The organism is Erwinia sp. PPS120 (assembly GCF_047918655.1).
GTDB classification, from domain to species: domain Bacteria; phylum Pseudomonadota; class Gammaproteobacteria; order Enterobacterales; family Enterobacteriaceae; genus Erwinia; species Erwinia tasmaniensis_A.
The window spans coordinates 169,947-196,929 of the sequence record NZ_JBLREF010000034.1; the positions used below are offsets into that span (position 1 = coordinate 169,947).

The 26,983-nt window shown below is 54.8% G+C and carries 35 protein-coding genes; 20 read left to right on the top strand and 15 right to left on the bottom strand.

The annotated features are described in order from the left end of the window. Positions 1–3 precede the first annotated feature (3 nt). Positions 4–459, bottom strand: a complete 456-nt coding sequence (locus ACLRGG_RS16655; RefSeq protein ID WP_416250817.1) for a YaiI/YqxD family protein — start codon at positions 457–459, stop codon at positions 4–6. A gap of 182 nt (positions 460–641) precedes the next feature. Here ACLRGG_RS16655 and proC point away from each other — a divergent pair, with 182 nt between their 5' ends. Then, on the top strand, positions 642–1,451 hold the full coding sequence (proC, locus tag ACLRGG_RS16660; protein WP_416250818.1) for a pyrroline-5-carboxylate reductase: 810 nt from the start codon (positions 642–644) through the stop codon (positions 1,449–1,451). A gap of 197 nt (positions 1,452–1,648) precedes the next feature. On the opposite strand, the gene ACLRGG_RS16665 is transcribed toward proC, so the two are convergent. The 6 genes from ACLRGG_RS16665 to cspE form a co-directional block, all read right to left on the bottom strand. Continuing rightward, a complete protein-coding gene (locus tag ACLRGG_RS16665) occupies positions 1,649–3,184 on the bottom strand; it encodes an FAD-dependent oxidoreductase (RefSeq protein ID WP_416250819.1) in 1,536 nt (511 codons plus the stop codon). 216 nt (positions 3,185–3,400) lie between these two features. After that, positions 3,401–3,709, bottom strand: coding sequence for a PsiF family protein (locus ACLRGG_RS16670; protein ID WP_416250820.1), 309 nt, complete (start codon positions 3,707–3,709; stop codon positions 3,401–3,403). Positions 3,710–3,872: 163 nt separating this feature from the next. Next, the gene (gene iraP, locus ACLRGG_RS16675; RefSeq protein WP_416250821.1) at positions 3,873–4,133 is read right to left on the bottom strand and encodes an anti-adapter protein IraP; all 261 of its coding nucleotides are present in this window, start codon (positions 4,131–4,133) and stop codon (positions 3,873–3,875) included. Positions 4,134–4,351: 218 nt separating this feature from the next. Further along, entirely contained in the window at positions 4,352–4,477 is a 126-nt protein-coding gene (locus ACLRGG_RS16680) for a hypothetical protein (RefSeq protein ID WP_416250822.1), read from the bottom strand. Positions 4,478–4,663: 186 nt separating this feature from the next. Beyond that, entirely contained in the window at positions 4,664–5,869 is a 1,206-nt protein-coding gene (locus ACLRGG_RS16685) for a multidrug efflux MFS transporter (RefSeq protein WP_416250823.1), read from the bottom strand. Positions 5,870–6,037: 168 nt separating this feature from the next. Further along, positions 6,038–6,250, bottom strand: a complete 213-nt coding sequence (gene cspE / locus ACLRGG_RS16690) for a transcription antiterminator/RNA stability regulator CspE (protein WP_013200976.1) — start codon at positions 6,248–6,250, stop codon at positions 6,038–6,040. Between the two features lie 463 nt (positions 6,251–6,713). On the opposite strand from cspE, the gene ACLRGG_RS16695 reads away from it, so the two are divergent. From ACLRGG_RS16695 to ACLRGG_RS16705, 3 genes are all read left to right on the top strand, one after another. Next, positions 6,714–7,385, top strand: a complete 672-nt coding sequence (locus tag ACLRGG_RS16695; protein WP_416250824.1) for a MarC family NAAT transporter — start codon at positions 6,714–6,716, stop codon at positions 7,383–7,385. Between the two features lie 203 nt (positions 7,386–7,588). Next, positions 7,589–7,834: a biofilm development regulator YmgB/AriR family protein gene (locus tag ACLRGG_RS16700; RefSeq protein WP_416250825.1), complete on the top strand. Its 246-nt coding sequence runs from the start codon at positions 7,589–7,591 to the stop codon at positions 7,832–7,834. Positions 7,835–8,129: 295 nt separating this feature from the next. Then, a complete protein-coding gene (locus ACLRGG_RS16705) occupies positions 8,130–8,639 on the top strand; it encodes a redoxin domain-containing protein (protein WP_416250826.1) in 510 nt (169 codons plus the stop codon). A gap of 33 nt (positions 8,640–8,672) precedes the next feature. Here the strand turns inward: ACLRGG_RS16705 and ACLRGG_RS16710 are convergent, their stop codons facing one another. Continuing rightward, positions 8,673–8,969, bottom strand: a complete 297-nt coding sequence (locus ACLRGG_RS16710; protein WP_416250827.1) for an I78 family peptidase inhibitor — start codon at positions 8,967–8,969, stop codon at positions 8,673–8,675. A gap of 295 nt (positions 8,970–9,264) precedes the next feature. Here ACLRGG_RS16710 and ACLRGG_RS16715 point away from each other — a divergent pair, with 295 nt between their 5' ends. The 7 genes from ACLRGG_RS16715 (at position 9,265) to ACLRGG_RS16745 (ending at position 16,304) form a co-directional block, all read left to right on the top strand. Beyond that, positions 9,265–9,507 (top strand): CPBP family intramembrane glutamic endopeptidase, encoded by a 243-nt coding sequence (locus ACLRGG_RS16715; protein ID WP_416250828.1) that lies wholly within the window; start codon positions 9,265–9,267, stop codon positions 9,505–9,507. 138 nt (positions 9,508–9,645) lie between these two features. After that, positions 9,646–11,214 (top strand): ABC transporter substrate-binding protein, encoded by a 1,569-nt coding sequence (locus ACLRGG_RS16720; RefSeq protein ID WP_416250829.1) that lies wholly within the window; start codon positions 9,646–9,648, stop codon positions 11,212–11,214. Then, positions 11,214–12,266, top strand: coding sequence for an ABC transporter permease (locus ACLRGG_RS16725; RefSeq protein ID WP_416250830.1), 1,053 nt, complete (start codon positions 11,214–11,216; stop codon positions 12,264–12,266). Before ACLRGG_RS16720 ends, ACLRGG_RS16725 begins: the two co-directional genes overlap by 1 nt. After that, on the top strand, positions 12,263–13,123 hold the full coding sequence (locus ACLRGG_RS16730; RefSeq protein WP_416250831.1) for an ABC transporter permease: 861 nt from the start codon (positions 12,263–12,265) through the stop codon (positions 13,121–13,123). Before ACLRGG_RS16725 ends, ACLRGG_RS16730 begins: the two co-directional genes overlap by 4 nt. After that, on the top strand, positions 13,113–13,961 hold the full coding sequence (locus ACLRGG_RS16735) for an ABC transporter ATP-binding protein (RefSeq protein WP_416250832.1): 849 nt from the start codon (positions 13,113–13,115) through the stop codon (positions 13,959–13,961). The genes ACLRGG_RS16730 and ACLRGG_RS16735 overlap by 11 nt, the downstream gene beginning before the upstream one ends. After that, the gene (locus ACLRGG_RS16740; RefSeq protein ID WP_416250920.1) at positions 13,954–14,619 is read left to right on the top strand and encodes an ABC transporter ATP-binding protein; all 666 of its coding nucleotides are present in this window, start codon (positions 13,954–13,956) and stop codon (positions 14,617–14,619) included. Before ACLRGG_RS16735 ends, ACLRGG_RS16740 begins: the two co-directional genes overlap by 8 nt. Positions 14,620–14,726: 107 nt before the next feature. Further along, positions 14,727–16,304 carry an ABC transporter substrate-binding protein gene (locus tag ACLRGG_RS16745; protein WP_416250833.1) on the top strand — a complete coding sequence of 526 codons (1,578 nt, stop codon included), beginning with the start codon at positions 14,727–14,729 and terminating at the stop codon, positions 16,302–16,304. A 41-nt stretch (positions 16,305–16,345) separates the two neighbouring features. On the opposite strand, the gene ACLRGG_RS16750 is transcribed toward ACLRGG_RS16745, so the two are convergent. Next, on the bottom strand, positions 16,346–16,540 hold the full coding sequence (locus ACLRGG_RS16750; RefSeq protein WP_067705562.1) for a hypothetical protein: 195 nt from the start codon (positions 16,538–16,540) through the stop codon (positions 16,346–16,348). A 140-nt stretch (positions 16,541–16,680) separates the two neighbouring features. Beyond that, on the bottom strand, positions 16,681–17,040 hold the full coding sequence (gene copM / locus ACLRGG_RS16755; RefSeq protein WP_416250834.1) for a CopM family metallochaperone: 360 nt from the start codon (positions 17,038–17,040) through the stop codon (positions 16,681–16,683). A 585-nt stretch (positions 17,041–17,625) separates the two neighbouring features. Between copM and ACLRGG_RS16760 the strand changes: the two genes are divergently transcribed. Together ACLRGG_RS16760 and ACLRGG_RS16765 are read left to right on the top strand one after the other, a co-directional pair. Then, complete coding sequence (locus tag ACLRGG_RS16760) at positions 17,626–17,835, top strand: hypothetical protein (protein WP_416250835.1); 210 nt, start codon at positions 17,626–17,628, stop codon at positions 17,833–17,835. A gap of 128 nt (positions 17,836–17,963) precedes the next feature. Then, complete coding sequence (locus ACLRGG_RS16765; RefSeq protein WP_416250836.1) at positions 17,964–18,968, top strand: acyltransferase; 1,005 nt, start codon at positions 17,964–17,966, stop codon at positions 18,966–18,968. A gap of 69 nt (positions 18,969–19,037) precedes the next feature. On the opposite strand, the gene ACLRGG_RS16770 is transcribed toward ACLRGG_RS16765, so the two are convergent. Both ACLRGG_RS16770 and ACLRGG_RS16775 read right to left on the bottom strand, forming a co-directional pair. Beyond that, positions 19,038–19,268 (bottom strand): hypothetical protein, encoded by a 231-nt coding sequence (locus ACLRGG_RS16770; RefSeq protein WP_416250837.1) that lies wholly within the window; start codon positions 19,266–19,268, stop codon positions 19,038–19,040. Positions 19,269–19,353: 85 nt separating this feature from the next. Further along, entirely contained in the window at positions 19,354–19,920 is a 567-nt protein-coding gene (locus ACLRGG_RS16775; protein ID WP_416250838.1) for a class I SAM-dependent methyltransferase, read from the bottom strand. A gap of 566 nt (positions 19,921–20,486) precedes the next feature. Between ACLRGG_RS16775 and yjbE the strand changes: the two genes are divergently transcribed. Both yjbE and ACLRGG_RS16785 read left to right on the top strand, forming a co-directional pair. Next, entirely contained in the window at positions 20,487–20,732 is a 246-nt protein-coding gene (yjbE, locus tag ACLRGG_RS16780) for an exopolysaccharide production protein YjbE (RefSeq protein ID WP_416250839.1), read from the top strand. A 317-nt stretch (positions 20,733–21,049) separates the two neighbouring features. Then, positions 21,050–21,253, top strand: coding sequence for a hypothetical protein (locus tag ACLRGG_RS16785; protein ID WP_416250840.1), 204 nt, complete (start codon positions 21,050–21,052; stop codon positions 21,251–21,253). Positions 21,254–21,354: 101 nt separating this feature from the next. Here ACLRGG_RS16785 and ACLRGG_RS16790 read toward each other — a convergent pair whose 3' ends face one another. Next, positions 21,355–21,471 carry a DUF1348 family protein gene (locus tag ACLRGG_RS16790; protein ID WP_416250841.1) on the bottom strand — a complete coding sequence of 39 codons (117 nt, stop codon included), beginning with the start codon at positions 21,469–21,471 and terminating at the stop codon, positions 21,355–21,357. Between the two features lie 78 nt (positions 21,472–21,549). Further along, complete coding sequence (gene iraP / locus ACLRGG_RS16795; protein WP_416250842.1) at positions 21,550–21,846, bottom strand: anti-adapter protein IraP; 297 nt, start codon at positions 21,844–21,846, stop codon at positions 21,550–21,552. A gap of 362 nt (positions 21,847–22,208) precedes the next feature. On the opposite strand from iraP (ACLRGG_RS16795), the gene ACLRGG_RS16800 reads away from it, so the two are divergent. The 4 genes from ACLRGG_RS16800 (at position 22,209) to ACLRGG_RS16815 (ending at position 25,301) form a co-directional block, all read left to right on the top strand. Beyond that, entirely contained in the window at positions 22,209–22,586 is a 378-nt protein-coding gene (locus ACLRGG_RS16800; protein ID WP_416250843.1) for a hypothetical protein, read from the top strand. A gap of 180 nt (positions 22,587–22,766) precedes the next feature. After that, complete coding sequence (locus tag ACLRGG_RS16805) at positions 22,767–24,221, top strand: sugar porter family MFS transporter (RefSeq protein ID WP_416250844.1); 1,455 nt, start codon at positions 22,767–22,769, stop codon at positions 24,219–24,221. 110 nt (positions 24,222–24,331) lie between these two features. After that, positions 24,332–24,529, top strand: coding sequence for a hypothetical protein (locus tag ACLRGG_RS16810; RefSeq protein ID WP_067705068.1), 198 nt, complete (start codon positions 24,332–24,334; stop codon positions 24,527–24,529). A 1-nt stretch (position 24,530) separates the two neighbouring features. After that, a complete protein-coding gene (locus ACLRGG_RS16815) occupies positions 24,531–25,301 on the top strand; it encodes a hypothetical protein (protein ID WP_416250845.1) in 771 nt (256 codons plus the stop codon). 86 nt (positions 25,302–25,387) lie between these two features. Here the strand turns inward: ACLRGG_RS16815 and crcB are convergent, their stop codons facing one another. Continuing rightward, positions 25,388–25,765, bottom strand: coding sequence for a fluoride efflux transporter CrcB (gene crcB / locus ACLRGG_RS16820; protein ID WP_416250846.1), 378 nt, complete (start codon positions 25,763–25,765; stop codon positions 25,388–25,390). Between the two features lie 161 nt (positions 25,766–25,926). On the opposite strand from crcB, the gene ACLRGG_RS16825 reads away from it, so the two are divergent. After that, positions 25,927–26,955 carry an FUSC family protein gene (locus ACLRGG_RS16825; protein WP_416250847.1) on the top strand — a complete coding sequence of 343 codons (1,029 nt, stop codon included), beginning with the start codon at positions 25,927–25,929 and terminating at the stop codon, positions 26,953–26,955. Positions 26,956–26,983: the final 28 nt, after the last annotated feature.

The window sequence follows — 26,983 nt, forward strand, 5'->3', positions numbered from 1 at the left end:
CTCTCAGCCACTATTTTTTTGCGAACGCAGCCATTTATCCAGTTCATTCGCAAACTGCTGCCGGTCGCGCTGGTTTAGCACCGCTGGACCACCCGTTTGTACGCCACTGGCGCGCAGAGTATCCATAAAATCACGCATGGTCAGCCGCTCGCGAATGGTGGCCTCACTGTAGCGCTCCCCGCGAGGATTCAGCGCCACGGCGCCCTTTTCCATCACCTCCGCGGCCAGCGGAATATCCGCCGTTACCACCAAATCGCCCGTCTCAGCGCGCCGTACGATTTCGTTATCCGCCACGTCAAACCCTGCCGCAACCCGCAGCGTGCGCAGAAAGCGCGACGGCGGCACGCTTAGCGACTGATTAGCAACCAGCGTCACCATCATCTGCTCGCGTTCGGCGGCACGGTAAAGCACCTCTTTGATCACTTTTGGACACGCATCGGCATCTACCCAGATTGGCATCGCCCTTTCCTTCTACATAAAGACAACATCGTTAAACACGATCTTGCCGTTCTTTTCTGAAATGGCAAATGTAATCTGCTGCCATGACGCCCTCTTTTTACTGACTCGCGATCCACGCTGAATTAAGGTAATGAATGCAGTAAGCTGTTTACAGCGTAAAAACCAGATCAATAGGGAGCAGAATGATGGATAAGAAAATCGGCTTTATCGGCTGTGGCAATATGTCGCAGGCCATTATCGGCGGGCTGGTCTCGTCTGGTCAGATTAAGGCTGAGGATATTTGGGTTTTCGACCATAAGCCCGCAACGAATCAGGCCATGCAGCAGAAATATGGCATCACCCCCGCCGACAGCGCGGAGCAGGTAGCAAAACAGGTCGATATCCTTTTTGGCGCCGTCAAACCTAACGTCATTCTTAACGTGCTGAATGACGTGGCGGGCAGCCTGAACAAGGATACCGTCGTCGTGTCCATTGCTGCGGGTATTACGCTGGATGCGCTGGCTGGCGTGCTGGGTCACGACCGTAAACTGATCCGCGTAATGCCAAATACGCCTGCGCTGGTCAATGAGGGGATGACCTCCGTGACGCCCAACGTACTGGTGACGAAAGAGGAAGCGGACGACATCGTGGCTATTTTCCGCGGCTTTGGTAAAGCCGCGCTGGTGCCGGAATATATGATCCACGCCGTCGTGGGCGTGAGCGGCTCTGCGCCAGCCTATGTCTTTATGTTTATTGAGGCGATGGCAGACGCAGCCGTGTTGGGCGGCATGCCGCGCGCGCAGGCGTATGAGTTTGCGGCGCAGGCGGTGAAGGGATCCGCACAGATGGTACTGGAAACCGGTAAGCATCCTGCCGAACTGAAAGATATGGTCTGCTCGCCAGGCGGCACGACCATTGAAGCGGTCAGAGTGCTGGAGGAGAAAGGCTTTCGCACGGCAGTGATTGAGGCAATGCAGAGCTGCATGGCGAAATCGGACAGCATGAGTAAATGAACAGATATCTGCCGGCTAAATAGCTGTTCCGGATAGTGCTATCGGTGCGCCATGCCAGCTAGCAGACCGTCGTGCGCAAGGATGCGCACGTCCAGGCTCCAGGGAGAGAGCCACGCGGTATCTGCATTGCGCATGGCGCAAAGTCTGCGAAATGTCACAGATTTTCACCAGAACGGCACCGGCCAGACCAGCCGTATTTATTCGCTTAGCGCTTTTTCTGCCAGCGCTGCGGTTTCCTGAAGGTTCATCGGCTTCTCCATTCTTTTGAGCAATTCAGCCGTAAAGGTATACATTCCGCAGGACGCGGCGGCCACCAGCCTGCCCTCCTGACCATAGAGCGCAATAAACTTATCCTCTAACGATCCTACCAGCTGATAGCTATCCCACTCGCTGGCGTGCCCCAGGTATTCGTAGCGCGTCCCAAACTGTGCGGTCCAGAAAAAGGGCACCCGCTCAAAGGTTTCACCCTTATGCAGCATATTCTTAGCCGCCGTCCTGCCCTGCTGTTGAGCCACGCGCCAGTGTTCGATACGCTGATATCCCTGTGGAACGGGATAGCTGACAATATCCCCCGCAGCCCAGACGTTTGGCGCGACTTCCAGCGTTTCGTTGGCAGTCAGGCTGCCGTCGTCACGCAGAGGAATATCGTGAATAAACTGCGTGCCCGGCGCGACGCCCGTTGCCAGTAGCACCACGTCGGCCACGATGCGCTGACCGTTCTTTAACGTCACGGCGCTGACTTTGCCGTTATCGCCCTCCAGGCCCGCGACGTCGCCGTCAATAAACCGGACGCCCTTGCTTTCATGTAATCTGCGGAACCAGGCTGCCAGCTGTTCACCAAAGGGCTTCCTGAACGGCAGCGGATCGCGGGCGATGACCTGGACATCCACCTGCTGGCTACGCAGTGCAGAGGCCAGTTCCATGCCAATAAAGCTATTGCCGACGATCGCCAGTTTTTTTGTGCTATCCACGTCCTGCAGCAGCCTGTCCGCCTGCTCAATACTGCGCAACACATGCACGCCGGCGAGCGCTTTGCCTTCAAGATCCGGGCGCTGGGGAATGCCCCCGCTGGCAATCAGCAGTTTGTCATAGCGGAGCTGGCTGCCGTCCGCAAAGCGCAGGATCTGCTGGCGGCTGTCGAGCTGCTCAACATCGCCCTTTTTTTGCTCAGCGAAGGCGAAGAAGTCCTCATCCAGCGGGGACGGAACCTCATCTATAGCCATATTGCCGGAGGGGACAAACTTAGTCAGTACGGTGCGGTCATAGGGCGCTTCCGGCTCGCGGTCGACGATCACCAGCGTGCCTGTAAAGCCCTCCCTGCGGAGCGTCCAGGCGGCGGCGCTCCCCGCGGCCCCCGTGCCCAACACCACGTAAACCGGCGCGTCCTGTCCCGTTGAGGCAGAGAAGGAGTAAAGCGGTGGCAGAGGCTCGGGATCGATCTGCACCATACCGTTTTCAATTTTGACCGGGTAACGCTGTAAATCGCTTAACGCCAGGGGTTCACAGAGGCTGCCGTCCTTCAGGCTGAAGTTAGCTTTATGCCAGGGGCAAACCAGTCTGCCATCATAAATTGCCCCCTGCTCCAGCGGCGCGCCTGAGTGCGGGCATTTTGCCTGAAAGGCCTTAACGGCCTCACCTTCGCGGATCAGAAGTATGTCGGTATTACCGATCGGTACCCTCACCGGCTCCAGTTCGGGAAGATCCTGTAAAACGATTGCATTTTGATAGCTCACGACAATGCTCCTTATTATTTTCGCGCGACATTTTTTGCGCTGTAATTTTATGACATGCAGGTTAAGCCTGGCATTGACGAGGATATTTTTAATGAACCGGGCAGGATCAAAGCGTAAATTACTGGCTAAGCAGCTGTATTTCGGAGGGTTTAAAAGTTTAAGAAAATATGAATGTTAAGCGTGGGCGATCAATGGGCCTCGTCGGGCCCATTGCTGTTAGCGCTTTTTCAGGCAGCTACTCATAAAGGTTTTACGCTCGGCTCCCTTAAGTGATTTCTCACTGGCCTGAGCATTACAGGTTGTCATTTTCGCCTGCTGCGGCGTGATTTTACCTGCGGCACTGTCTTTTTTCAGACACTGGCTCATAAAGGTTTTACGGGCATCCCCCTTCAGCGATTTTTCACCCGCCTGTTGGTTACAAACGGTCATTTTTTGCTGCTGCACGGTTTTTTCTGCCGCGTTCGCGTATCCACCCGCTAAAAGGGAGAGTCCCAGTGCTGCGGCAAGGCAGGTTGTCTTTATCATTTGCTACCTCTTAACGAATAATTTTCATGTTAATTCTGGCAGGGATTTCTGCGTAAGCAAAAAATTCACGCATTAATACGCTGTGGCGATCGCAAAACTGTCTGTGAGTAACACTCAGACCGGGAGCCCAGGGGCAGGATGGCTCCCGGACGACAGGGGAAAGTCAGTGACGAGGGTGGAACAGCAGCCGCTGAATGTAATTTTCCAGCAGAGAGGCATCGGTGCCAGGGGTGGCATGTTCATCTGACGCGAGTTTCATCGCTGTACTGACGCTGTCGGTGATTTGCCGAAGATGATCGCCATCCAGTTTACGCAGCAGGGCAGTGACCACAATTTCCAGTGCTTCTACCTGTGCTACCAACTCTTTGGACTCTTCTTCTTTTTCCGCCAGTCTGACCAAAAGTTCTGAAATAAGGATTTTCATGTGAATGTCTCAGCGGTTAAAGGCGGAACGTTACCACCACCGTTGGCAAAAGAGAATAAGCCACAACAGGAATTTTTATGCCATATACGATAATCTAATCAATAACCTGGCGATATCGGTGCGATTAAACGGATGTTAACGAAGGGGGAAAGGGAGGGGAACCAGGTACTGATGGGGGACGGTAAACCAGAGGCGCTATGCCTCTGGTTGAGTGGGGCTTAGCGGCCAGCGCCCATATCAAAGCCACCGCGTGGGCCGCCGCCGCCGCCCGGAGGTGGGAACAGGCAACCGCTCAGAGCGGTAACCAGTGCAATCACACTTACTGCTTTAATTAAACGACTCATTATTATCACCTCATGGTAGCGTTGGCGGTGATAGTAAGCGGCCACGTCACTCCCCACAATGCGGAATCGTCCGGTTAAGGGCCATATTTACCCAGGGTAACGACGCTTAACGCTTTACTGTCATAAAGCCGCGATAAACCTGCCTGTTCGCGCAAAACGCCCGTTGTCAGCAAACAGGAACGTCGCTTAATGCCCTGCCTGACCGCGCGCTACTCTGCGCCAGTGCCAGACCAGCTGTAGCGTATTAGCCAGTACCACGGCTGCGGTGGCCGCAAAAACCCAGCGAAATCCACCCACGGCGGAAACGCCAGCGCCAATGAGCGGCCCCACTACGTTGCCGAGGTACATAAACGACTGGTTATACCCGAAGATGCGCCCTGTCACCCTGTCGCTGGAGTGACGTAGCAGCAGGGTCTGCACCGCGGGCATCATCGCCCCTTCGGCAAAGCCCATCAGAAAACGCAGTATGCCCAGCTGAACGACACCATTTACCCATGACATCCCTATAAACAGTATGACGGTCAGCGCCAGAGCAGCAAAAAGAATGCGTTCGGCACCGATTCTGTCGCCAAGCTTACCCAGCCGGGGAGCCGAGAGCAGCGCAGATACGCCCGGAATAGCCGCCACCAATCCGCTAATAAACGCAATATTGTGCGCGTCAGGCGCGAGCTGACGTACAAAAAGCGTCAGGATGGGACTTACAGAGCCATTGCAGAGCTGAATAACCATTGTGGTAAAAAAAAGGCTGATAATCAGCCCGGGGTGGGACAGCGTACGAAATACCCCGCCCCCGCTGAGCTTATCCTCACGGCTGGTGCGTTTCACGCCACCCTCTTTTATCAGAAAGAGGGTAATGAGGAAGCTGGTGAGCAGCAGAGCCGAGGTGACAAAAAAGACCGCGCGCAGCCCCACCCAGTCGGCCAGAAAGCCGCCCATTAGCGGCCCCATAATCACCCCGCAGATTTGCGCCGTTGACACCATACTCAGCGCCCATCCGCTACGGTCGCGTGGCACCTGGGTTGCCACCAGCGCCAGCGCGTTAGGAATATAGCCGGAGGTCAGCCCCATCAATGCCCGCAGCAAAAACAGCTGCCAGACGTTGGTGACAAACGCCTGCAAAAAAATCACCAGGCCCATTCCCAGGGAGGCGCGCAGCAGCATCAGCTTCCGCCCTTTTCTGTCAGCCAGGCTGCCCCACATCGGCGAAACGACCGCGGAAATCAGGAAAGTGATACTGAAAATCAGGCCGGACCACAGGGTAAGCGCCCTGGGATCGGTTACGCCAAGCTGTTCAACGTAAAGGGGGAGAAAAGGAATGATCTGACTGATAGCCAGCCCGGTAAACAGACAGCCAAACCAGACAGAGATGAGGTTAACTTTCCAGGATTCCATTGGCGGGTATACATAACCTTATGGCAACAGCGTAAGAACCCCCATTAAACCGCGTTTAGGCTGAATGATAAACGCAAAAAACCCGCCATAGGGCGGGTTTTTTCACTTTCAGCATTAGCAATCGAGGGAAACCCTTATTGCTCACTGCAAGTGGGCGTCTCTGAAAACTTACAGCGCAGTTACGTTAGCTGCAGCTGGACCTTTCTGGCCGTTTTCGATAGAGAACTCAACTTTCTGGCCTTCTTCCAGCGTCTTGAAGCCGCCGTTCTGAATTGCAGAGAAGTGTACGAATACATCTTTGCTGCCGTCGGTTGGAGAGATAAAGCCGAAACCTTTCTCAGCGTTGAACCATTTTACTAAACCAGTCATTTTGTTAGACATTTGTCTTTCCTTCAAAAATTAATAAGCCGCAAGGGCACGGGGTTTGTCAACAGGGCGGACTTATGAGGCACTTAAGAAGGAAGTCAGGAAGAAGAGATATCTGAGATAGCGCTTTAACTGATAACTGCTTTAATAAATTTGCTCGCATACGTTGTCTGTTTCAAAACCGACGGTGCATTTACTCATAATGACGAAGTCAGCACAAGCATTCAGTGATAAAAAAAACGGCCTCATAGGTATCTTGTTGAAATTTATTGATTTTATTTTTATCAATTTTTCACCCTCGATTCCATTATCCCTAAACACACAGGTCATTAACTTTATCATCACTAAATTTCGCATTTTTTAACCTTACTGCCGGACCATTTATCAGGATAATTTCCCTTTAACACTACGCAGGAAAAGGATGCCAGGGCATCATAATGGCGTCACTCTTCTGTCTGATATCTCAAGGAAAGAAAGCATGTCTGAACTGATGAAGGCCGTGGGCCTCGGATTAGTCGTTATTCTGCCGCTCGCCAACCCTTTAACCACCGTGGCCCTGTTCCTGGGGCTGGCGGGGGATATGAATTTTAGCGAACGGAACCGACAGTCGCTGCAGGCATCCATTTACGTGTTTATCATTATGACCGTCGCCTTTTATGCGGGTAATGCCGTGATGGATACCTTTGGTATTTCTATTCCGGGATTACGCATCGCAGGTGGTCTGATAGTCGCCTTTATTGGCTTTCGTATGCTGTTTCCACAACAGCAGGCGGGCCACTCGGTTGAGGCGGAACACAAGCTGGATGAGCTGAGCGAAAGTAAGACGGTCAATATCGCCTTCGTGCCACTGGCCATGCCCAGCACCGCCGGGCCAGGCACCATTGCAATGATCATCAGTGCAGCCTCTACCGTTCATCACAACAGTGAATTTACCCCCTGGGTGCTGGCCGTTGCCCCCGTCCTGACCTTCTTTATGGTGAGTCTGATTTTGTGGATTTCCCTGCGAAGCTCAGGTGCGATTATGCGCCTGGTCGGTAAAGGTGGCATCGAAGCCATATCCAGACTCATGGGCTTCCTGCTGGTGTGCATGGGCGTACAGTTTATTATTAACGGTATGCTGGAAGTGATCAAAACCTATCCCGCCAGTTAAGCGGGCTACTGAAGCGAAAAGAAAATATTTCTGATTGTTGCTGGACTTCCTGCCAGCCCCATCCAAAATATTAATATCCTTTATGATAACCGATCATAGGGAGGGGGCCTGCGTCGTGAGCTAAGCGGAACGCGCGTAGGAATGATTACCCGAACTTACCGGTGCAACGCCGGTGGTTCGGTGCCGTTTATCCGGAGCAGGCTATGGGCCGCCAATCAGCGGGTGCAGGACGCGCCATCACCGATTACTTTAATAGTCCGGCCTTTCATGCACCGGCTGAAAGTGAACTGCTGGCGGTGATAATGACCGAACTGCTCCGCAGCGGCAGGCCAGCCACCCGAAAAGCACTCATCAGCAGCGTGATCGTCAGGCTTGAAAGCGAAGCGGATGAGGCGTTACAGCAGGGATATCGCAATTTGCTTTATCGCATGCTGGATGAAAACCGGTAATCACGACATAGCGCCCATCGCGTCGCTGTTAATTATCGTCCCAGGCCACCGCCCGCCAGGTCTTCTTAATTCACTTATTCCCCCCATAGCCGTATGGCGACCTTACCCAAATTTACAGTCGCAATAGTTACTAAAGGAAATTACAGGGTTATCATACTCTTGACTTTCCAAAATCAGCGCAGGCAGCTCTGTCGGACCTAAGGATAACATTCAAGGGAAATGAATATGAAAAAGCCATCTCTCCTCTTTTGTGCTGCCCCACCTCAATCCTGCTACTGCTTCCTGCGAGGTCAGTATGTTTCAGGGTGAACCCTACAGGCCAGTTTGGCTGCTGCCGCTGATGATAATCGTGGTCATTGGCCTTTATCTGTTGGCAATACAGCGCGCACCGCATCCCCCGGTGGGTTTTGCCGGGGTGTTGATGCACACCATCGACGGCAGGAGCGTTACGCTGGCGACGCTGAGCGAAAAACAACCCCTGCTGCTGTTCATTTGGGGTACGGGATGCGGTGCCTGTCCGTTTACCCTCCCTGCCGTGATGGCGCTTGGCGATAAGGGGAGAAATGTCGTTATCCTGGTACGGCAATCGGGGGATGATATTCACGTTATTCGTCAGTTGCAGAGTAGAAACCTGGCGCTGCCGGTGGTGAACGATCCCGACGGCACGCTAACGGCAGACTGGGAGATCGGCACCCTGCCCGCCATCCTTATTCTTTCGAAGGGAAAAATAGTCTCTTCCACGACGGGCTGGACCAGCGAATGGGGCATTCGCCTGCGCCTGTGGTGGGCAAAAAAATCACAATGACAGGCCCAGGCCGGCCATCTGCCGGCCTGGGGGTTAGCCGCAGTAGGCGCGAGTGATGTTGCCCTGGGCGTCGCCCATAAAGTTAAGTCGGTTCAGGTTAAAGTCCATCGTTACCGCAGAGTTATAGGGGATGGCCCGCACGGGATGCTCAAACCTGAGCGAGTCGACCGACGAGAGGGGTTTACCCACGAACTGCTGATACTCAGACGCGCCGCAGCGGTCCATCTCCGGATCAACCTGGGTATCCTTTGCGCCCGATTTTCCAGACGACTGGCAACCCGCCAGCCCTGCCAGCATGATACCCATCGCGATTTTTCCATAGCGGTTCATTTATTAACTCCTGTTTTGCAATTAACTGTGGCGATTAAGCGGCAGATTAGCAGATTTTCGCCGCAGTTGAGAACCGCTTTTGATTTTGCCCCCGCCCCCAGCTGACCTCAGGCAGAGGGCACAATTGGCTTAGTGAGTTCAGGCCTGGATGCCTGTTATTTAAGATAAATCTTAGATAAGGAGAGGCTGATGGAAGTCATCGTTCTGGTCTTATTTGCCGCAGTCATGACGCTGGTCGCGGTCAGGGTTCGCTAATTAAGCCCAACCCGGTTCACGTATACGAAAACGCGATGGGTTGGCGCGCAGCGAAAGGAGAAATCAGTTACCCTTAGCAGACGCCCTGATCGTCTCTTTAATCTTCGCCGCTTGCCATATGCAATACACCCATCTCCAGACGCTTATTGCCCTGACCGCGCTTTCACTGCTGCTCTGCTACGCACGTCTGGCTTCAAATGGACTTAAGCTGCCCATCCTGCTTCATATGCTGAACAATCTGATCGGCGTCTCTCCCTGGCTGTGGATCGCTGCTACCCGCTAATCGCCTGCCAAAGGATAAGCTTTTATAACCAGTATGATTTTCTTATAACCAAAACACATATCTATAGCGAATAATCTACTATTTATCTGGCACAAGGGTCATCTACACTCGCGCAAAACATTATAAGGACAACACGCTATGAAGATTGCGGTTCCATCAATTCTTGCCGTGGCGCTGGCCGCGTCATTTAACGCCTCTGCCGCCACGCCCCCGGATACGCTGGTTATTGCCCAGTCTATTGATGACGCCAGCAGTTTTGACCCGGCAGAGGGGTTTGAGCTCACGTCGGTGCAGGCTTTTACTAACCTTTATCAGCGTCTGATCCAGTCAAATCCTGAGAACCCGACCGAGCTGACGCCTACGCTGGCCAGCGTCTGGCAGCCCGGCAGTGACAACCGTAGCCTGACGTTTACCCTACGCAAAGGGGCTAAATTCGCCTCGGGCAATCCGGTTCGCCCGGAAGATGTGATCTTCTCACTTGGCCGCGTGGTAAAGCTGAACCTTGATCCCTCCTTTATTCTTACCCAGCTTGGCTGGAACAAAGACAACATCGACGCGCAGCTGAAAAAAGTGGATGACCAGCACGTACAGGTTAACTGGACGGCAGACGTCAGCCCCACCTATGTGCTGAGCCTGCTGGCCGCGCCGGTCGCCTCCGTTATTGATGAAAAAACCGCCCTGGCCAACGCGCAGAAAGGCGATTTCGGCAATAAGTGGCTGGCCATGCACTCGGCGGGCAGCGGCCCGTTCCAGATCCGCAAATATATCCCGCACGAAGTGCTGCTGCTCTCCGCTAACGCCAGCTCACCGGGCGGCGCGCCAAAGCTGAAAAACGTCCTGATTAAAAACGTGCCTGAACCGGCAGCCCGCCGCCTGCTGCTTGAGCAGGGCGATGCGGATATAGCCCGTAACCTGGGCGCCGATCAGATGGCCGCGCTGAAGAATAAACCCGGCGTGAAGCCGCTGGCTATCCCCATGGCCTCGCTTTACTACATGCAGTTCAATACCGAAGCCAGTCCGGTGCTGAAAAACCCGGCCCTGTGGGAAGCCTCGCGCTATCTCTTCGACTATCACGGCATTGCTGATCAGCTGCTGAAAGGTCAGTTCCAGGTGCATCAGGCATTTCTGCCGGAAGGATTCCTCGGTGCGCTGAATGACAATCCCTATACCTATGACCCGGACAAAGCCAAAGCTATTCTGAGCAAGGCCGGGCTGAAAAATGTCAGCTTTAAGCTGATCGTCAGCAATCAGCCGCCCTACCTTGATATCGCGCAGGCGCTCCAGGCAAGCTTCGCCAGAGGCGGCGTGAAGGTCGAGCTGATCCCGGGGATCAGCAGCGAAGTCGCCACTACGGTTAAGGCGCATCACTATGACGCCACGCTAAATGCCTGGGGAGCCGATTATTTCGATCCCAATACCAATGCATCGGCCTTTGCCTATAACCCGGAAAACGGCAGCACTACGCTGGCCTGGCGTTCCAACTGGCATATTCCCGAGCTGAACAAGCAGACGCTGGCCGCCACCGCAGAAAGCGACAAGACCAAACGCATCGCGCTTTATCAGACTATGCAGCGCGAAGTACAAAAGAGTTCACCCTATGTGATTGGCTTACAGGCGCGTAATCTGATTGCCGTGCGTGACAATCTGAAAGGCTACGTACAGGGTATCAACCCGGATATGGTCTACTACGGCCAGGTCAGTAAATAATGGCAGACGCTGCGGTGACCCGCAGATCCGCCCGGGTATTCTGGCTGCGGGGCGGACGTCTGCTGACCGGCATCGCCTCGCTGGCGGTGACGCTGCTTGGCCTGCTGGCCTTTACCTTTATGCTGTCGCACCTGTCGCCGGTCGACCCGGTGCTGCAAATTGCGGGCGACCACGCCAGCGAATCGACCTATGCCCAGGTGCGTCGCGATCTGGGGCTGGACCAGCCGGTGCTGATACAGTTCTGGCACTACCTGACGCATCTGGTACACGGCGATTTAGGCATTTCCCGCCTCACCAGCCAGCCGGTCGCAGGGGATCTGCTGCGCACCTTTCCCGCCACCCTTGAACTGGCAACCTGTGCGATGATCCTCGGTGCGACACTGGGTATTATGCTGGCGCTGCTGGCGGCGTGGAAGCCAGGCAGCCTGCTGGATAACCTGGCGCGTCTGGTTTCACTGCTGGGTTACTCGGTGCCGGTATTCTGGCTTGGCCTGCTCGGGCTGCTGCTGTTCTATGCGGTACTGCACTGGTCAGCCGGGCCGGGTCAGCTGGATGACGTCTGGATTTATACGCTGGAACCCAAAACGGGCCTGGTACTGATTGATAGCTGGCTTTCAGGCGACACGGAGATGTTCCGCAATGCCATCGCCCATCTCTGGCTGCCGGTGGTGGTGCTGGCGCTGCTGGCAATGGCGGGCATAACCCGACTACTGCGCGCGGCGCTGCTGGAAGAGAGCAGTAAAGAGTACGTCACCCTCGCGCGCGCTAAAGGCGCCAGCCGGGGGCATATTCTGCTACTGCACGTTTTCCCCAACGTCCGCGGTACGCTAATCACGGTGCTGGCGCTCTCCTATGCCACCCTGCTGGAGGGTTCGGTCCTGACGGAAACGGTCTTTGCCTGGCCGGGCGTGGGGCGCTATATGACCAACGCGCTATTCGCCTCTGATACGCCCGCTATTCTGGGTTCAACGCTGCTAATTGGCGGCTGCTTTATCACGCTGAATGCCCTGGCCGACGCGCTGACTTATCTTACCGATCCGAGAACCCGATGACGCAGAACCTGACTGAACTTGAAAGCGTCCCGCCTCGTGGACGCCAACGCCCCCGCGTCACCTCACTGGCCATCGGCGGTACGCTGGTCGCGGTGCTGGTGCTGGCCGCGCTGCTGGCTCCGCTACTGGCCCCCTTTGACCCCAACGCGCAGCTGATGACTGCCCGCCTGCTACCGCCCTCTTCTGCTCACTGGCTGGGTACCGACGGCTTTGGCCGCGATCTGCTCTCCAGAGTGATTTACGGCGCCCGTCCGACGCTACTACTGGTCGCGCTGATCCTGGTGCTTACCATTCCGGTCGGCATGCTGATTGGCATTTGTGCGGGTTATTTAGGCGGCTGGACCGAACGGGTGCTGATGCGCATTACCGATATTTTCCTGTCGCTGCCGAATCTGGTTATCGCACTGGCGCTGGTGGCGATGCTGGGTCCGGGACTGATGAATGGCGCCCTGGCACTGGCGCTAACCAGCTGGCCTCCGTTTGCCCGGCAGGCGCGCGCGGAAACTCTGGCGCTGCGCCGCAGTGACTATCTGGCCGCGGCCCGTATGCAGGGCATCAACGGCCTGCGCCTGATGTTTGGCCATATTCTGCCGCTCTGTATGCCCGGTGCGGTGGTTCGCGCCGCGCTCAGCCTGGGCGGTATCATTCTCTCCGCCGCCGGGCTGGGCTTTTTGGGAATGGGCGTACAGCCGCCGACCGCCGAATGGGGCTCGATGGTGGCCGAGGGCAGTAAAGTGATTTTCGATCAGTGGTGGGTGGCTGCCGCCCCCGGCGGCGCGATTCTTTTCGCCAGCCTCGCCTTTAACCTGACGGGCGACGGCCTGCGTGACCGACTGGATACCCGACATGCCAACTGAAAATTCTCCTCTGATCGTGGCGGACCGCCTGCGTATCGCCAGCGCCAGCGGTGCCACGCTGGTCAACAATATCAGCTTCACGCTGGGTCGCGAGCGCGTGGCGCTGGTGGGCGAATCCGGCTCCGGGAAATCGTTAACCGCGCGCAGCCTGATGGGGCTGCTTTCCCCCTCGCTGCGGCTAAATGCGCAGACGCTGAACGTGGTGGGTGAAGATGCCCTGGCGCTAAGCGAAGGCCAGTGGGCACCGCTGCGTGGTGGCCAGCTGGCTATGGTGATGCAGGACCCGAAATATGCGCTTAATCCAATGCGCACCATCGGCTGGCAGGTAGCGGAGCCGCTAAAGCTCCACGCGAGCCTCAGCCGGGCGGAGATAAAAGAGAAGGTCTGCGAGATGCTCGACGCGGTCGGCCTGCCTCAGCCGCGCCAGCTGATGAGCCGCTATCCCCACCAGCTGTCAGGCGGAATGGGTCAGCGGGTAATGCTGGCCATTGCGCTGATAGCCGATCCCCAGCTGCTGATCGCGGATGAACCGACCTCGGCGCTGGATCACGCAATGCGTGACCAGGTGCTGGCGCTGATCCGCCGGATGGTGGAACAGCGAAATATGGGGCTGTTGCTGATCAGTCACGATCTCCAGCAGGTTGCCGAACACTGCGAACGGGTGATGGTGATGTATCAGGGTGAAATTCTCGACCGGCTACCCGCGGCCGATCTGCCGCGCGCGACCCATCCCTATACCCGCACGCTCTGGTCATGCCGCCCCAGCCTGGCAACCAAAGGACAACCGCTGCCGGTGCTAGACCGCGCGGCACTGGAGGCACACCGTGAACATCATTGAGCTGAACGACCTGAGCGTCTCCCACCGGCTGGGCTATGAAACCCGCACCGTCGTTCACGACGTCTCGCTGACGGTTGCGGCCGGGTCCTGTTTTGGTCTGGTCGGTCCGTCGGGCTGCGGCAAGTCCTCGCTGCTCTGGGCGCTGGCCGGGCTGAATCCTCACTGGCAGGGAAAGATGACGCTTGCAGGTCATCAGGCCAGGCCGGGGAGCGCGTTTACCGGCCAGCTTCGTCAGGACGTGCAGATGGTCTTTCAGGATCCCTATGCCTCACTGCATCCACGCCACAGGCTGCGGCGCACCCTGGCGGAGCCGCTAAAGCTGCTGAAGAAAAAGGATATCAACCCGCGCATCGACGCTGGTTTCCGCCACGCGGGGCTGGATCCGGCGCTGGCCGACCGCTATCCGCACCAGCTGTCGGGCGGCCAGCGCCAGCGCGTGGCTATCGTGCGGGCGCTGCTGCTGGAGCCGAAGATCCTGCTGCTGGACGAGCCCACCTCCGCGCTGGATATGTCCGTGCAGGCTGAGATCCTCAACCTGTTGAACCGTCTGAAGCAGGAGGATAAGCTGACCATGGTGCTGGTCAGTCACGATCCGCAGGTTATCGATCATATGTGCGATCGCGCGGTGCATATGGATCGGGGATACATTGTGTCCTGAGGGAAAGGCATAATCTGTTAATCAGCTAACCCTTGCCGGAATCAGCATTTCCCCCCGCTGCGTTTGCCCCTATAGTCCTGATAACGCTACTCTTCCAGGACACCACGATGCGAAAAATCCTTACGCTTACTGCGGCGGTCACGCTGGGCTTAGCCCAGCTGGCCCATGCCGCTACGCCAGCCGATACGCTGGTGGTCGCCATTCCGCTCGACGGCATTATCAGCTTCGACCCCGCTGAAAGTTTTGAAACGGTCAGTACCAGCAGCCTGATTAACGTGTATCAGGGGCTGGTCGCTACCGATCGCACCGATCAACGCAGGCTGGATCCCGCGCTGGCCAGCGCCTGGCAGCCGGGCGCAACCGATCGCAGTCTGCTCTTCACCCTTCGCCCGGACGCCAGGTTTGCCAGCGGAAATCCGGTTACCGCACAGGACGTGGTGTATTCGCTGAGCCGGGGCGTGAAACTCAATAAGACGCCGGCGTTTATTCTCGGCGAATTTGGCTGGACGCCGGAAAATATCGACGGCCAGCTGATCGCACAGGGTGACCATCAGGTAGAGATCCGCTGGACTTCGGCGATTGGCCGCGATCTGGCGCTGCGGCTGCTCAGCGCGCCAGTGGCCTCGGTGGTGGACAGCAGGCTGGCGCAGCAGCATGCCAGCAACGGCGATTTTGGCAACGGCTGGCTGCGCAACCACTCGGCGGGCAGTGCGGCCTACGCCATTCGCAACTTTGTCCCGCAGCAGGCGCTGGTGCTGGAGGAGAACCCGCACGCGGTGCCGCTGCCGAAGCTGAAGCGGGTTATCCTGAAAGGGGTATCCGATCCCGGCTCCCGCCGCCTGCTGTTGCAGCAGGGGGATGCCGATGTCGCCTATGAGCTGGGGGCCGATCAGTTTGATGCGCTAAAAAACGTCTCCGGGGTGAAGGTCGCCAGCTTTCCGTCCAGTCTGATTTATTATCTGGGCTTCAACACGCAGAACAAACAGCAAACCGCGCTGGGGAACCCGGCGCTGTGGCAGGCCGCCCGCTGGCTGGTTGATTACGATGGGATTTCAAAGGATCTGCTGAAGGGCCAGTTTCAGGTGCATCAGACATTTTTGCCCGACGGGTTCGATGGTGCCCTTACCCGTCAGCCTTTCCACTACGATCTGAATAAAGCAAAAACAATTTTACAGCAGGGTGGGATCAGGCCCGGCACGCGCTTCTCACTGACCATCGTAAACCAGCCGCCCTACACCGATGTCGCACAGGCTCTCCAGGCCAGCTTTGCCAAAGCCGATATCCATATTGATATCCAGCCGGTGGCGGAAGCCGAGCTGTGGGCAAAAATGCGCGGGCGCGACTTTCAGTCGATCTTTATTTATTGGGGGGCGGACTATGTTGACCCCAATACCAACGCCAGCACCTTTGCTTACAACGTGCCAAATGGCCCGAAAACCCTGGCATGGCGGCTGGGATGGACCATTCCAAAGCTCAGTGAGCAGACGCGTGCCGCGGCGGCTGAGAGCAATGTAAAAACCCGCAACGCGCTCTATCAGCAGTTGCAGACGGAAATCCAGCAAAACTCTCCCTACGTCGTCACGCTCCAGGGACAAAAGCTGGTTGGGCTGCGCAGTAATATTCAGGGGGCGCAGCAGGGGATCGGCACCAGCATGCTCTATTACGATCGGGTGAGTAAAAATTGACGACAGGCGCTCAGCACGGGCGGCGAAATGCCGCCCGACGCTTATGAGATGGCAGATTCCGAACTTTTCTTCTGCTTATCCGCTTCAAAGTGGGCTTTGAACTGCTCATAAATAGAGATCATATTAGAGGCATCGCCCTGTAATGGGCTGAGTTTGCCCGCACGGACCAGTTCAATAACCAGCTGGAGCGCAGCCTGCTTTGGGCTGGTAGAGGGATGTGCAATTTCCGATGACATAATGTATTCCATGAGTTTGACAGAGAAGTTAATTTTAACAACTTTCGCCTCAGCCGGTGAGTTTTTTCCTTCCTCGTGGCTGCACTCCTTTGATTTCTCCCCGGACGCCTTACTATCTGCCATCAACGACGCATGACGGACTATTTTTGCTGTTTTTTCAGCCACACCTGCATCTGGTCAATTTCTGGCTGCTGCGCCTTGATAATCGCCTCGGCCAGCCTGCGCATTTCAGGATCTTTACCGTATTTCAGCTCGGTCTTCGCCATATCAATGGCGCCCTGATGATGGGCAGTCATACCCTGAGCGAAAGCCACGTCCGGATTCTGCGACGTCATCCCCTCCTGCATGTTGTGATGCATTTTGTCCATACCGCTCTGATAACTTTGCTGAGCAGCAGCCGTCCCCTGGGTCTGGTGGGCTGGCATAGACATCCCGTCATCCGCCATGGCAGCGGCGGACAGCAGAAACGTGGACATAACCGCAGTTGTTATAATCTTCATCAACTCTTTCCTTCGACTGTGAGCAAAATGGTAGCAGTTATCCTCTACCTTCCAGCAGGGGGAAGGTCAAGGAGAAATAGCCTGATAATCCCTACTTGTCGACCACAAAAACCGCACTTAATTGGGTAATAACAAAAAACTTGTGTGACAGCAAAAAAACGACTACTTTTCATCAGGTAACGAATTATGCATTTGCACGGCCTCGGGAAGTGCTGCTGGGTTTCCCACTTCCCGAGGCACTTTTTTACCGCAGAAGTTGAATTCTTTGCCGCGGATGTTGAATTCCTCAGGTCACCTCTCAGAAATGTCGCGTAAAATCGCAGAAGGTTTCAGGCATCGCAATAAATCAGTCCGCGATCGTAATCCCTGAACAGATCCACAATAAATAAGAAAACTCTGGTGGCAGGAATGTCGGCTTCATCCGATATTTCAGCAATGTTTGCACCCTGTTAGCTTCAGCAATGGCGGTATACAAACTAAGCGATCCAATATTCCAATCGGAATTGCCTGCTGCTGGCGTTTCATTTTCACCTTTTGGTCATGTTTACTATGAATAAATTATGCCGTGTCGCTGTGATGAAAATTATGATGGTGTCTGCCCTCGTCTTCATTCCACTGGTTAACGCCGCCGGGGCTGAACGGGTTACCCTGAGACTCTCGCAGGAGCAGGATGGCGGAGAAGCGGGTCGCGCCTGCATGTATATCCATCAGGGAAAAGCGGAGTATCGCGTGGTTCAGGCCAATGAAGTCTGCCCGGCCACCCTCACCGTTGAACGCGCTTCCCAGCCCGGCTGAGAAGCCAGGGTTATTTTTATGCCCCGAGATTCGTCAGCGCGACGGAGTGTGATACCTTTAGCGTATTGGCGATCGTCTGGCTTTTGGCCGGATGAGGCTTCTTAACGGGGAGTTAGGCGTTGAAAATAATGAATATTAAGCTGCTGTCTTTGGTAGCTACCTTTCTGGTTATTTTGTTGCATACCGCAGCGATACCTTTTAGCTATTTCCATTTAGCCTGGTCCGTGTCCGTCATGTATGAAGCCCTGGGGCGTATTGCATTTCCTCTTTTTTTGCTCATTGCTGGCTATATTTCCCTGAACAAAAATGAATCCCTGCTTAGTACGCTTAAAACACGCGTGCTTAACCTGGTTATTCCGCTGGTTGCCTGGTCGGTAATTTACATTTTTTACAGCCATTCCTTCAAGGGCGATACCACACCGGTTAGCCTGCTGGAACTGCTCAGTACGCCTGCGTATCCCCATCTGTGGTTTATCTATACCCTGATCCTGCTCTACCTGGTTACCCCGCTGCTAAATACTTTTATTCAAAATGGCAGCCAGCCGCGAGTGAATTATACGCTCACCGTGTGGTTTGTGTTGGCCTCGGTTTATATGCTGTTTGATAACGTAAAAGCCAATTTACTGGAAGGGCATGCCATTCCCACGCCAAGCAATATTGACATGGTGGTGTACCTTTCGGGTTTTTATATTATCGGCGGCGTTGTACGACGTTTTAACATCAACCCCAGGGTAATCATTTCAGCGATTATCTTTATTCTCTCTGCCATACTGACGGCGGTCATGACCTACTCGCTATCAATCAGTACGTTTAAACCGAATGAAGTTTTCCTGTTTTATTCTGCGCCGACCCTTGTCGTCGTTTCGCTGGCCTGCTTCTTTATGCTGCTGAATGCGCCAATAAACTATGGCCGACGAAGCATTCTGCTGATCAAAACGCTATCGCGTCTGAGCCTGGGGATATTTTTTGTTCACCTGATGGTGCTGGAAATATTACTGCGCCTGCTGGATATTAATTTTGAGGGTTACTATTCAGCGCTGACGATCCCGGCAGTCGCACTGGTATGTTATATAATTTCTGCCGCGATTTGCTGGCTGCTGCATTTTATTCCCTGGTTGCGCAGGATCATCTGAGCAATAACAAAAACGGCCGCTGGCATAAGCGGCCGCTCGTCCGGCAATCCGGGCCGGGCATCGCCACCGTCAGTAAAGAGCCGAAGCAAATCTGTGGGGCTGATTGAGTGCTTTACGCGCAATCCAGTAAAGCAAAATTCTCTCTTCGTCATTATCCTGATCCGCCATCGCCAGCAGCTTCAATGCCAGCGTAGCTTTGTTGACGGGCTGGCCGGTAATGCTCAGATCCACTACCGCTTTGCCAATGATGTTACAGACTTCCTCATCACTTGAATCGGGTATATCGATTGCATTACTCATCTTCTCCTCCTGTCATGGTTGAAATTTAAGCCTGGCAGAGAATACGGAGATTGCCATCTCATATTAACCCCCCGGTCAGGCCGAATCAGCTACCCGCGTCCCGCGAATAACAGCGATAGACCCACGCGGGCGGCAAATTGCACAGTACGCGCGTACGGTGCCAGGCAAAATGGTCCGATATCAGCGGTTCAGAGAGAGAGGTGTACTGGAACTGAACGAACACGCCGTGGGGACTGAGCAAAGCGGCCGCACGCGCCAGAATGGTGTCCCGTACCGCCTGGGGCAAAGAGAGCAGCGGCAGGCCGGAAAAGATAGCATCGTACTCGTGGCTCAGCGTCTCTGCCGATGCCGTGGTGATGGTCAGCCGCGGATCGTCAATATCCTGAAGCCTGGGAATAAAGCGGGTGTTCGTTTCAAACGCCAGCAGCTCGGCATCGGGCCGCATCCGGGAGAGCAGGTGTCGGGTCAGAACGCCATCACCCGCCCCCAGTTCGGCAATGCGCTGACAGCTCCCCCACTCAACGGCATCGGACATGGTTCTGCACAGGAAGCCGGATGAGGGCGCAATGGTGCCTGTTTTGCGCGGATCGGTGAGAAACTCCTGCAAATAACCGGTCTTATCTTTGATATAGGAAAATGCAGACAACAGCATACTAACTCCCAGAATGAAATAAGTTCGTCCAGTAGGCCACAGTAAGCTTAATGAGTTCTTAAAAGTCAGGGAATAAAGCAGGAAACTCGGATTAGTCGCATTAAGTATGTCAGTGCGGCGGTGAAAGTTCACATCCTGTAACGCGCTTACATATCACCATACAGCGCATTTTCCGCCACCGCGATTTGAGTTAAGTAAAACCCCTGTCAATTTCCACTAAAAAAGTGACCGGTTTTATTCCTAAAATAGCAGCGAAACTCTTCATTGCTCTGGATCTTTTTTCCAGCCAGCCGAAGATGTGGTCGCTGAGGCTATTTTCAGTCCCTTTTCTGGGGATAATCCGATAAATAAACCGGGCTAACGAAGCGGCTGGCTTCATCAGCATTAAAGCGGCGCGCCATTAAGGTAATGACAGCCTGAAAACTCCAGCTATTAACCGGATCTGTTTACTTCGTCCCTCCATCAGCTAAGCGGTAAAAAGCGATTTTTCCGCCTGTATCAAACCCCTGCATTTGAATTTATGCTTCAGCCGCGATCACCCCACTACTGTCTGAGGATAAATAAAAATGAAAAAAATAACCGCCCTTGTCCTGTTTCTGACCCTTACCGGCAGCAGCAGCGTATTTGCTGCACCTGAAGCCGGGGTAGCCGCAGGTAGCGAGGCCACGACTATGGCGCAGGGTAACTCAAACGCTATGGGCGTTGGCGCCGTGGCTGCACTGCTCGGCGTGGCGCTGGCCACGATGGGCGGCGGCGGCGAAGGTTCTAATACCGGCACGGCGACCACCACCACCGCGACCATGGCACATTAATTCCGCCCGCCTGCAGGCAAGGGGGACTTTTCCCGCCAGCAGGCAGCGGGTAATTTCCTGACCGGATGAGCATCGCGGGCGACTTGCAAATCGCTATCCTCGGTGACGTGTTTACCTGTAATCCGGCTTTGAGGACGTCACTACCCGCAGCGGTATTCTGCTGGCTGCCTCTTCAGCGAAGGCGCCCTGATACCGGGTCTGCCGGACAGCGCGACGGCCGTTAACCGTCTCACCTCGCCGCCACGCAACGCAACGCCTCAGTGTGGCTCGCGTCAGCTATACTCAACGCTGGATGTCTATCTTTAAAAGAGTGAGCTATGTTGATTGGCTTTGTTTTACTTGTGAGCGCCTGCGGGCATGATGCCTGTGACGCCCTGCCCGTTTCCGAGCATATTTTCCCTGACAAAAAAGCCTGTGAGCAGATGGCCGATCGCATACATCAGCGTCGACCCAATGCAGTGCTGCTGTGTGGGGAAGTCTATCGGGATCGCCAGACGTCCGAAGCCCCCCGGCAGCATTAACGCACCCGCTTTCAGGTGTGGTGTCAGCCATGGCAAAAACGCCTGCTTGCGGCTAAGGCAAGCTTCGGCCTCCTCCGGCTGGTATCAAACTTCGCATGATCCTACCACCTTTTATCCGCCGTCCAGGCCTGGGAGACTTTTTGCGGGCTGCGACTGTCCCAGCCATCTTCAGCCAGACGCGCTATTTCAATGGCTGACTGGCACGTTAAAGGGGGCAATGGCGGGTGTTTTTCACTCTGTGCAGAAATGTCATGCTTAAAATCCCGATAGCTGAGGCATGGCGTCAGGCACGAGTCCTACTCTTTTTCGCTGCTCTTCGCCACTTCATCAACCCAGCTGGTAACGGCCAGCAGGCGGTTAACATGCGTTAACAGCAGATCGACATCCGACTGCATCACCTGCTCGCCGGCAGAAGAAGCGGTGGCGATAGCATTGTGAATGTTTTCAGAAATGGAGGAGCTCCCCTCTTTACCCGCAGTAAGCACCAGTGCCGCCAGCAATAAAGACTGGGCCTCAACCTGTGCCGTCAGTTCTTTGGCACCCACTTCGATATTGGCCATTTTTAATAAAATATCGATCACTAACTGCTTCATGTTACGTCCCCAAATTATTTTGGTAAGAAATTACCATCTCGCAGCGCTTCGAGTAAATATAAACTGACAAAAATAAGCGCCTTCCCGATCTGCGAAGAAACAAAATAAGTATATTCATATCAAACATTTATATGATTTTACTGGTAATCCTTACCGGGAAATTTTCTGAAAAAGATCCTCTCGCTGGCGGAGCGGGAGATTTCGTCTAAATTTAATCAGCCGGCCCCCTTCGGGCAGGGTGTCGGCTCACTTCCTCTACTTGATTAACGTTTCAATACGTTATGCCGCCCTGAGAGGCCCAGGGCGCTGTATCTTGTAAAACGCCCAAATAATGAATAGAAAAACGGAGAGGTTAATCCGTCATGGATAAAACACATTTTTATCAACGACTCATGCGCTGGCAGCATCTGCGCTTTAACGACGTTATTGTACGAGAACGACCAGAAACACCAGCATGGGATAAAAAGTACGAAATTTACATACAGGACAAATCGCGCACCAGCGCGCAGCTCTATATTCGTACCACGCAGGCTGGCGAAAATATCTCGCAGGTCAGGGAAGAATATCTGCGCTGGCTGAATGAGTACCATGAGCACTGTGACACCGACCGGCATTCACGGTCTCCGGAAAGCACGCCGCTACCGCGCTCGCGCGCTGGTGGGCCTCACCGGGTGGCGCATCATTCTGTCGCTGGCTGGCCGCTTACCGCAGCCAAATCAGCTCATAACTTTCAGCATTAGTTCCTCCTGCCGGCGTCCGCTCCGGCAGTCATTCCCCTCCCCCGCCCCTGTCTGCTGACGAATAAAAAAATTATATTTCGTACTTTTCCTACCAAATTTGTCATCGTAGAGTAAATTTAGGGTGCATGTGATCTTTGTCACATGAAAATCACAAAAATAGCATTATTCGGGGAGTCGCAAGTGACAGACAAATCATACGGCGGAACCACCGGCGAGGCGCCCAAAACGCCGCAGTCGACGGAACCGCTGGTAAAAGTAATTGCCTTTATTGCCACTCTGGGTGGTTTGCTATTTGGCTATGACACCGGTGTTATTGCCGGTGCGCTGCTGTTTATGAAGCACGATCTGCATCTGACCTCACTGACCACCGGTATGGTCACCAGCTTCCTGATTCTTGGATCGGCGATTGGCGCCATTGCCGCCGGACGGGTTGCAGACCGCTTTGGTCGTAAAAAAATCATTCTCGCCATGGCGCTCATTTTTATCCTGGGGACGCTGGGCTGCGCCCTGGCGCCGAACGTGGTAATGATGATCACCTTCCGCTTTATTCTTGGACTGGCGGTAGGCGGCGCAGCCGCAATCGTTCCCATTTATATCGCCGAAATCGTCCCGGCAAATCGCCGCTGGCAGTTTGTTACCCTGCAGGAACTGATGATCGTCTCCGGTCAGCTGATCGCCTATACCAGTAACGCAGCCATCAATGAAGTCTGGGGTGGCGAAACGACCTGGCGCTGGATGTTGGGGGTGGCCTGTATTCCGGCGGTTATTCTGTGGGTCGGCATGCTGTTTCTGCCCGATACGCCGCGCTGGTACGCCATGCATGGCCGCTACAGTGAAGCGCGCGACGTGCTTGAGCGCACCCGCAAATCACGCATGGTGGAAAGAGAGCTGGGTGAAATTCGCAAATCGATGTCATCGAAGAGTGAAAAACACGCCCGTCGTCAGAAAACCATTTCAGTATGGATGAAACGACTGGTTGCCCTGGGTATCGGTATTGCCATGCTGCAACAGCTTTCCGGCGTGAATACCATTATGTTCTATGCGCCTACCATGTTGCAGTCAACCGGGCTTGGCACGAATGCCTCGCTGCTGGCAACCATTGCCAACGGGGTGATTTCCGTCATCATGACCTTTGTCGGGATTATGCTACTGAGCCGCTTTGGCCGTCGTCCGCTGCTGCTGACCGGGCAAATCGGCTGCACCTGTACGGTGTTGGCCATTGGGCTTATCACCTGGCTGATGCCGGAGACGGTCAACGGCCATCCGGATACGGTGCGCAGCTATATGGTGCTGGCGGGTATGCTGGTATTCCTGTGCTTTCAGCAGGCTGCGCTGTCGCCGGTCACCTGGCTGCTGCTGTCCGAAATGTTCCCGATGCGCATCCGCGGCATGGCTAACGGTATCTCGGTGTTTGCCATGCAGATGACAAACTTCTCGATTGCCTTTATGTTCCCAATCCTGCTGGAGCACGTCGGGTTGACCTTCACCTTCTTTGCCTTTGCGGCGATAGGGGTGGCGGGAGGAATATTCGCTATCTTCTTCGCCCCCGAAACCCAGGGTAAGACGCTGGAGCAGATTGAGAAGCACTTTAAAAAGCATTTACAGGACGATCCGGCCCCACAGAGCGGCAGCTAATCGCCCGTGCGCAGGGACGCGCACCCTACAATCCCCCCTTTCATACTCGTCTCATGGCGAAGTCGCTATTTAAGTGCCAGAATTATCCTATCTTATTGATGGAGAAAGCCATGTTCAAATTTTTACGCGCTCTTTTTTCCAGTCCGGAACTGTTACTCCAGGTAATGAGTCAGCGCGATATCGAAGAGTCAATTGAAGACGGCGAACGCATCCTGATCGACGAAGACGGCACCGCTGCGGTTAATCTGTGTAGCAAAGAAGTCAAAGATGATTTTGCCCGTCACGTCAATGCGTTGAAGAGGGCATAAGATGGGTACGGCAATATTTATGGTGCTGATGGTGTGCGGGTACTGGTACACCAGCCGCGACCTCTCAACCCGATTCAAAATCAAACGCTCGTTTGGCTGGGACGTCTATTTCCTGGTCGCCCTGTACGGCTGTATTTTCGTTCTCCAGGGCGTCATTGCCACCGGCATCGTCTGGCTCATTCTTCTGGCCGCTTCGGGCATTATGAATGCCATTCCTCAGCTGGGTGATGGCCTGCATCACCACTGGCAGGTCGAATTTATGACCTGGAGTTTCCTCGGTATCCAGGCCCCGGTCGTTATCATGCTGACCTTTGCCGTCATTTTTTGCATTTATCGTTCAAGCTGGTCAGGCAGCGCGCGGCTCGACAGCAGCGGACGAAAAAAACTTTATAAAAAGCTGTCCCGCTCCAATGGCGTTGAGGGGCTGCTGTTTCAGTGTATGGAGGAGGGAGAGCTGGCGTGGATCACGCTGAAATCTCGCCGTATCTATATCGGAATGGTCCATACTGCCTCTTTTGAGAATGCATCCGTCTGCAATATTGTGATGATCCCAATGCTAAGCGGCTACCGCGAGGGCACGGCGCTGGATCTGCGCATTGAACATAACTACAGCAAATGGTACGCCGATCACGGCATTACGCTGGATTCAGAACCTAAGTCGGCGATGGCCTTTCGTAAAGTCATCATGGTTGATCAAATAGAGAGCCTGTCACTCTTCGATGCGGCCAGCGCCAGCGCTATCGATCTGATGAAGGGCGGCACTCCGCACTAAAAAAAGCGCTTTGCATACCGGGTAAGATTCACATCATGCTCCGCCGGGCGCAGTGATGCGCGCGTCGGCGCTGTAGAACGAGTGAATCAGAGAAACAGCGAGACCAGCCAGAATCCGGCAAAGGTCATCAGTAGCGATCCCAGCACATGGGTCAGCACCGAGATCATCGCCCAGGCATAGTTACCCGCCTGCAACAGCGCCACAATCTCCAGTGAGAAGGTCGAAAAGGTGGTCATGCCACCGCAGAGCCCGGTGGTAATCAACAGCTTCCAGGCCGGATCGAGGTGAGGATTGCGCATAAACCAGGCCATTGCGCCGCCGATAATAACCCCCCCGACCAGGTTTACGACCAGCGTGCCGGGCGGCAGATTGGGGAACAGCGCATTCAGACGAACCGCCAGCAGCCAGCGAATGATGCAGCCGGCAGAACCGCCAACGACCACGGCGACCAGTGATTTGATCATAATGCCCTCAGAAAGAAAATTGCGCGCCAGACGCAGCAGGAAAGTGGTTTCAGCCTAATCATCGCCGACGTGCAATGCAAGAATAAGCTACCCTGTTAACTACAATATATTATTGAAAGCTATCATTAATCTTTGCAAATGACAGGAGAAGCTGTAAACCGATGCGCCTTTCTGAAGAACTGCAACACGACATGCTGCTGGGTCTGTGCTGCCTGCCCGCCATCATCGCTATCTATCTGGCCGGTTTCACCTTTGATCGCGTGCCGGTGGCCAGCGTGATTGCCGGTGGCGCGCTGACCCTGGCCTTTGGCGCAAATAAAACCTGGGGCGACTCTTCCTTTTCGCTACTGCTGACCACCACGCTGGGACTGGCCTTCTCCTCCTGGCTTGGCTGCCTGACCGGCAACGTGCTGCCGATCTATATTGCGGGTGCTATGCTCTACGCGGGAATTTATGTGGCGCTGGCTGACGTCGACAGCAGCGCCTGGTGGATGGTACTGCAGTGGTCAATAGCCTATCTGGTGTCGGGTTACTATGCGGGTACTCCGGAACATGCGCTGGATCGCGCGGCACTCACCGGCTGCGGCGGTATCATACAAATGCTTTTCCTGTATGGTGTATTCCGTCGCTACCCCTTTAATTTGAAAGAGATTAACCCCCGCGCGTGGCTCACCTTTTTTAACACCACCCGGCAGCTCTATAAGCGCAAAATCCACCTGCGCTGGTCTGTTTTCTGGGCGCTGCTTTCTATGGGGCTGGCGCTAAGCACGGTCCAGCTGCTGCACCTGAAAAACGGTTACTGGGCCGGGATGACCCTGCTGCTCTGCCTGCGTAACAACTATCGGGACACGCTGTCGCGGGTTCAGGCCAGAGTGCTGGGGACGCTGATGGGCAGCATCCTGGCCGCTTCGCTGATTTCAACCTGGCATAATCCGCTGTTTCTGGTCTGCGGCTTTATTACCGCCGGCTATATCGCGTTTACCTTCTCCTACTCGCTTATTTCAAAGTCATATTTCGTTTTTACTTTTTTCGTCACGTTGATGGTGGTGTTTATGATTTCCAGCCTGGGTCTTTCTCAGTCTGGCGTAGCCACCCACCGACTGGAAGCCACCGCGCTGGGTGGAATTTTCGCGCTGGTTGCCATCGTGTTTACCCGTCTCTTTACCCGGCGGCAGGTGATAAAAAGTTAACGCGGACGGCGCTAAGCGGGCGTTTCAG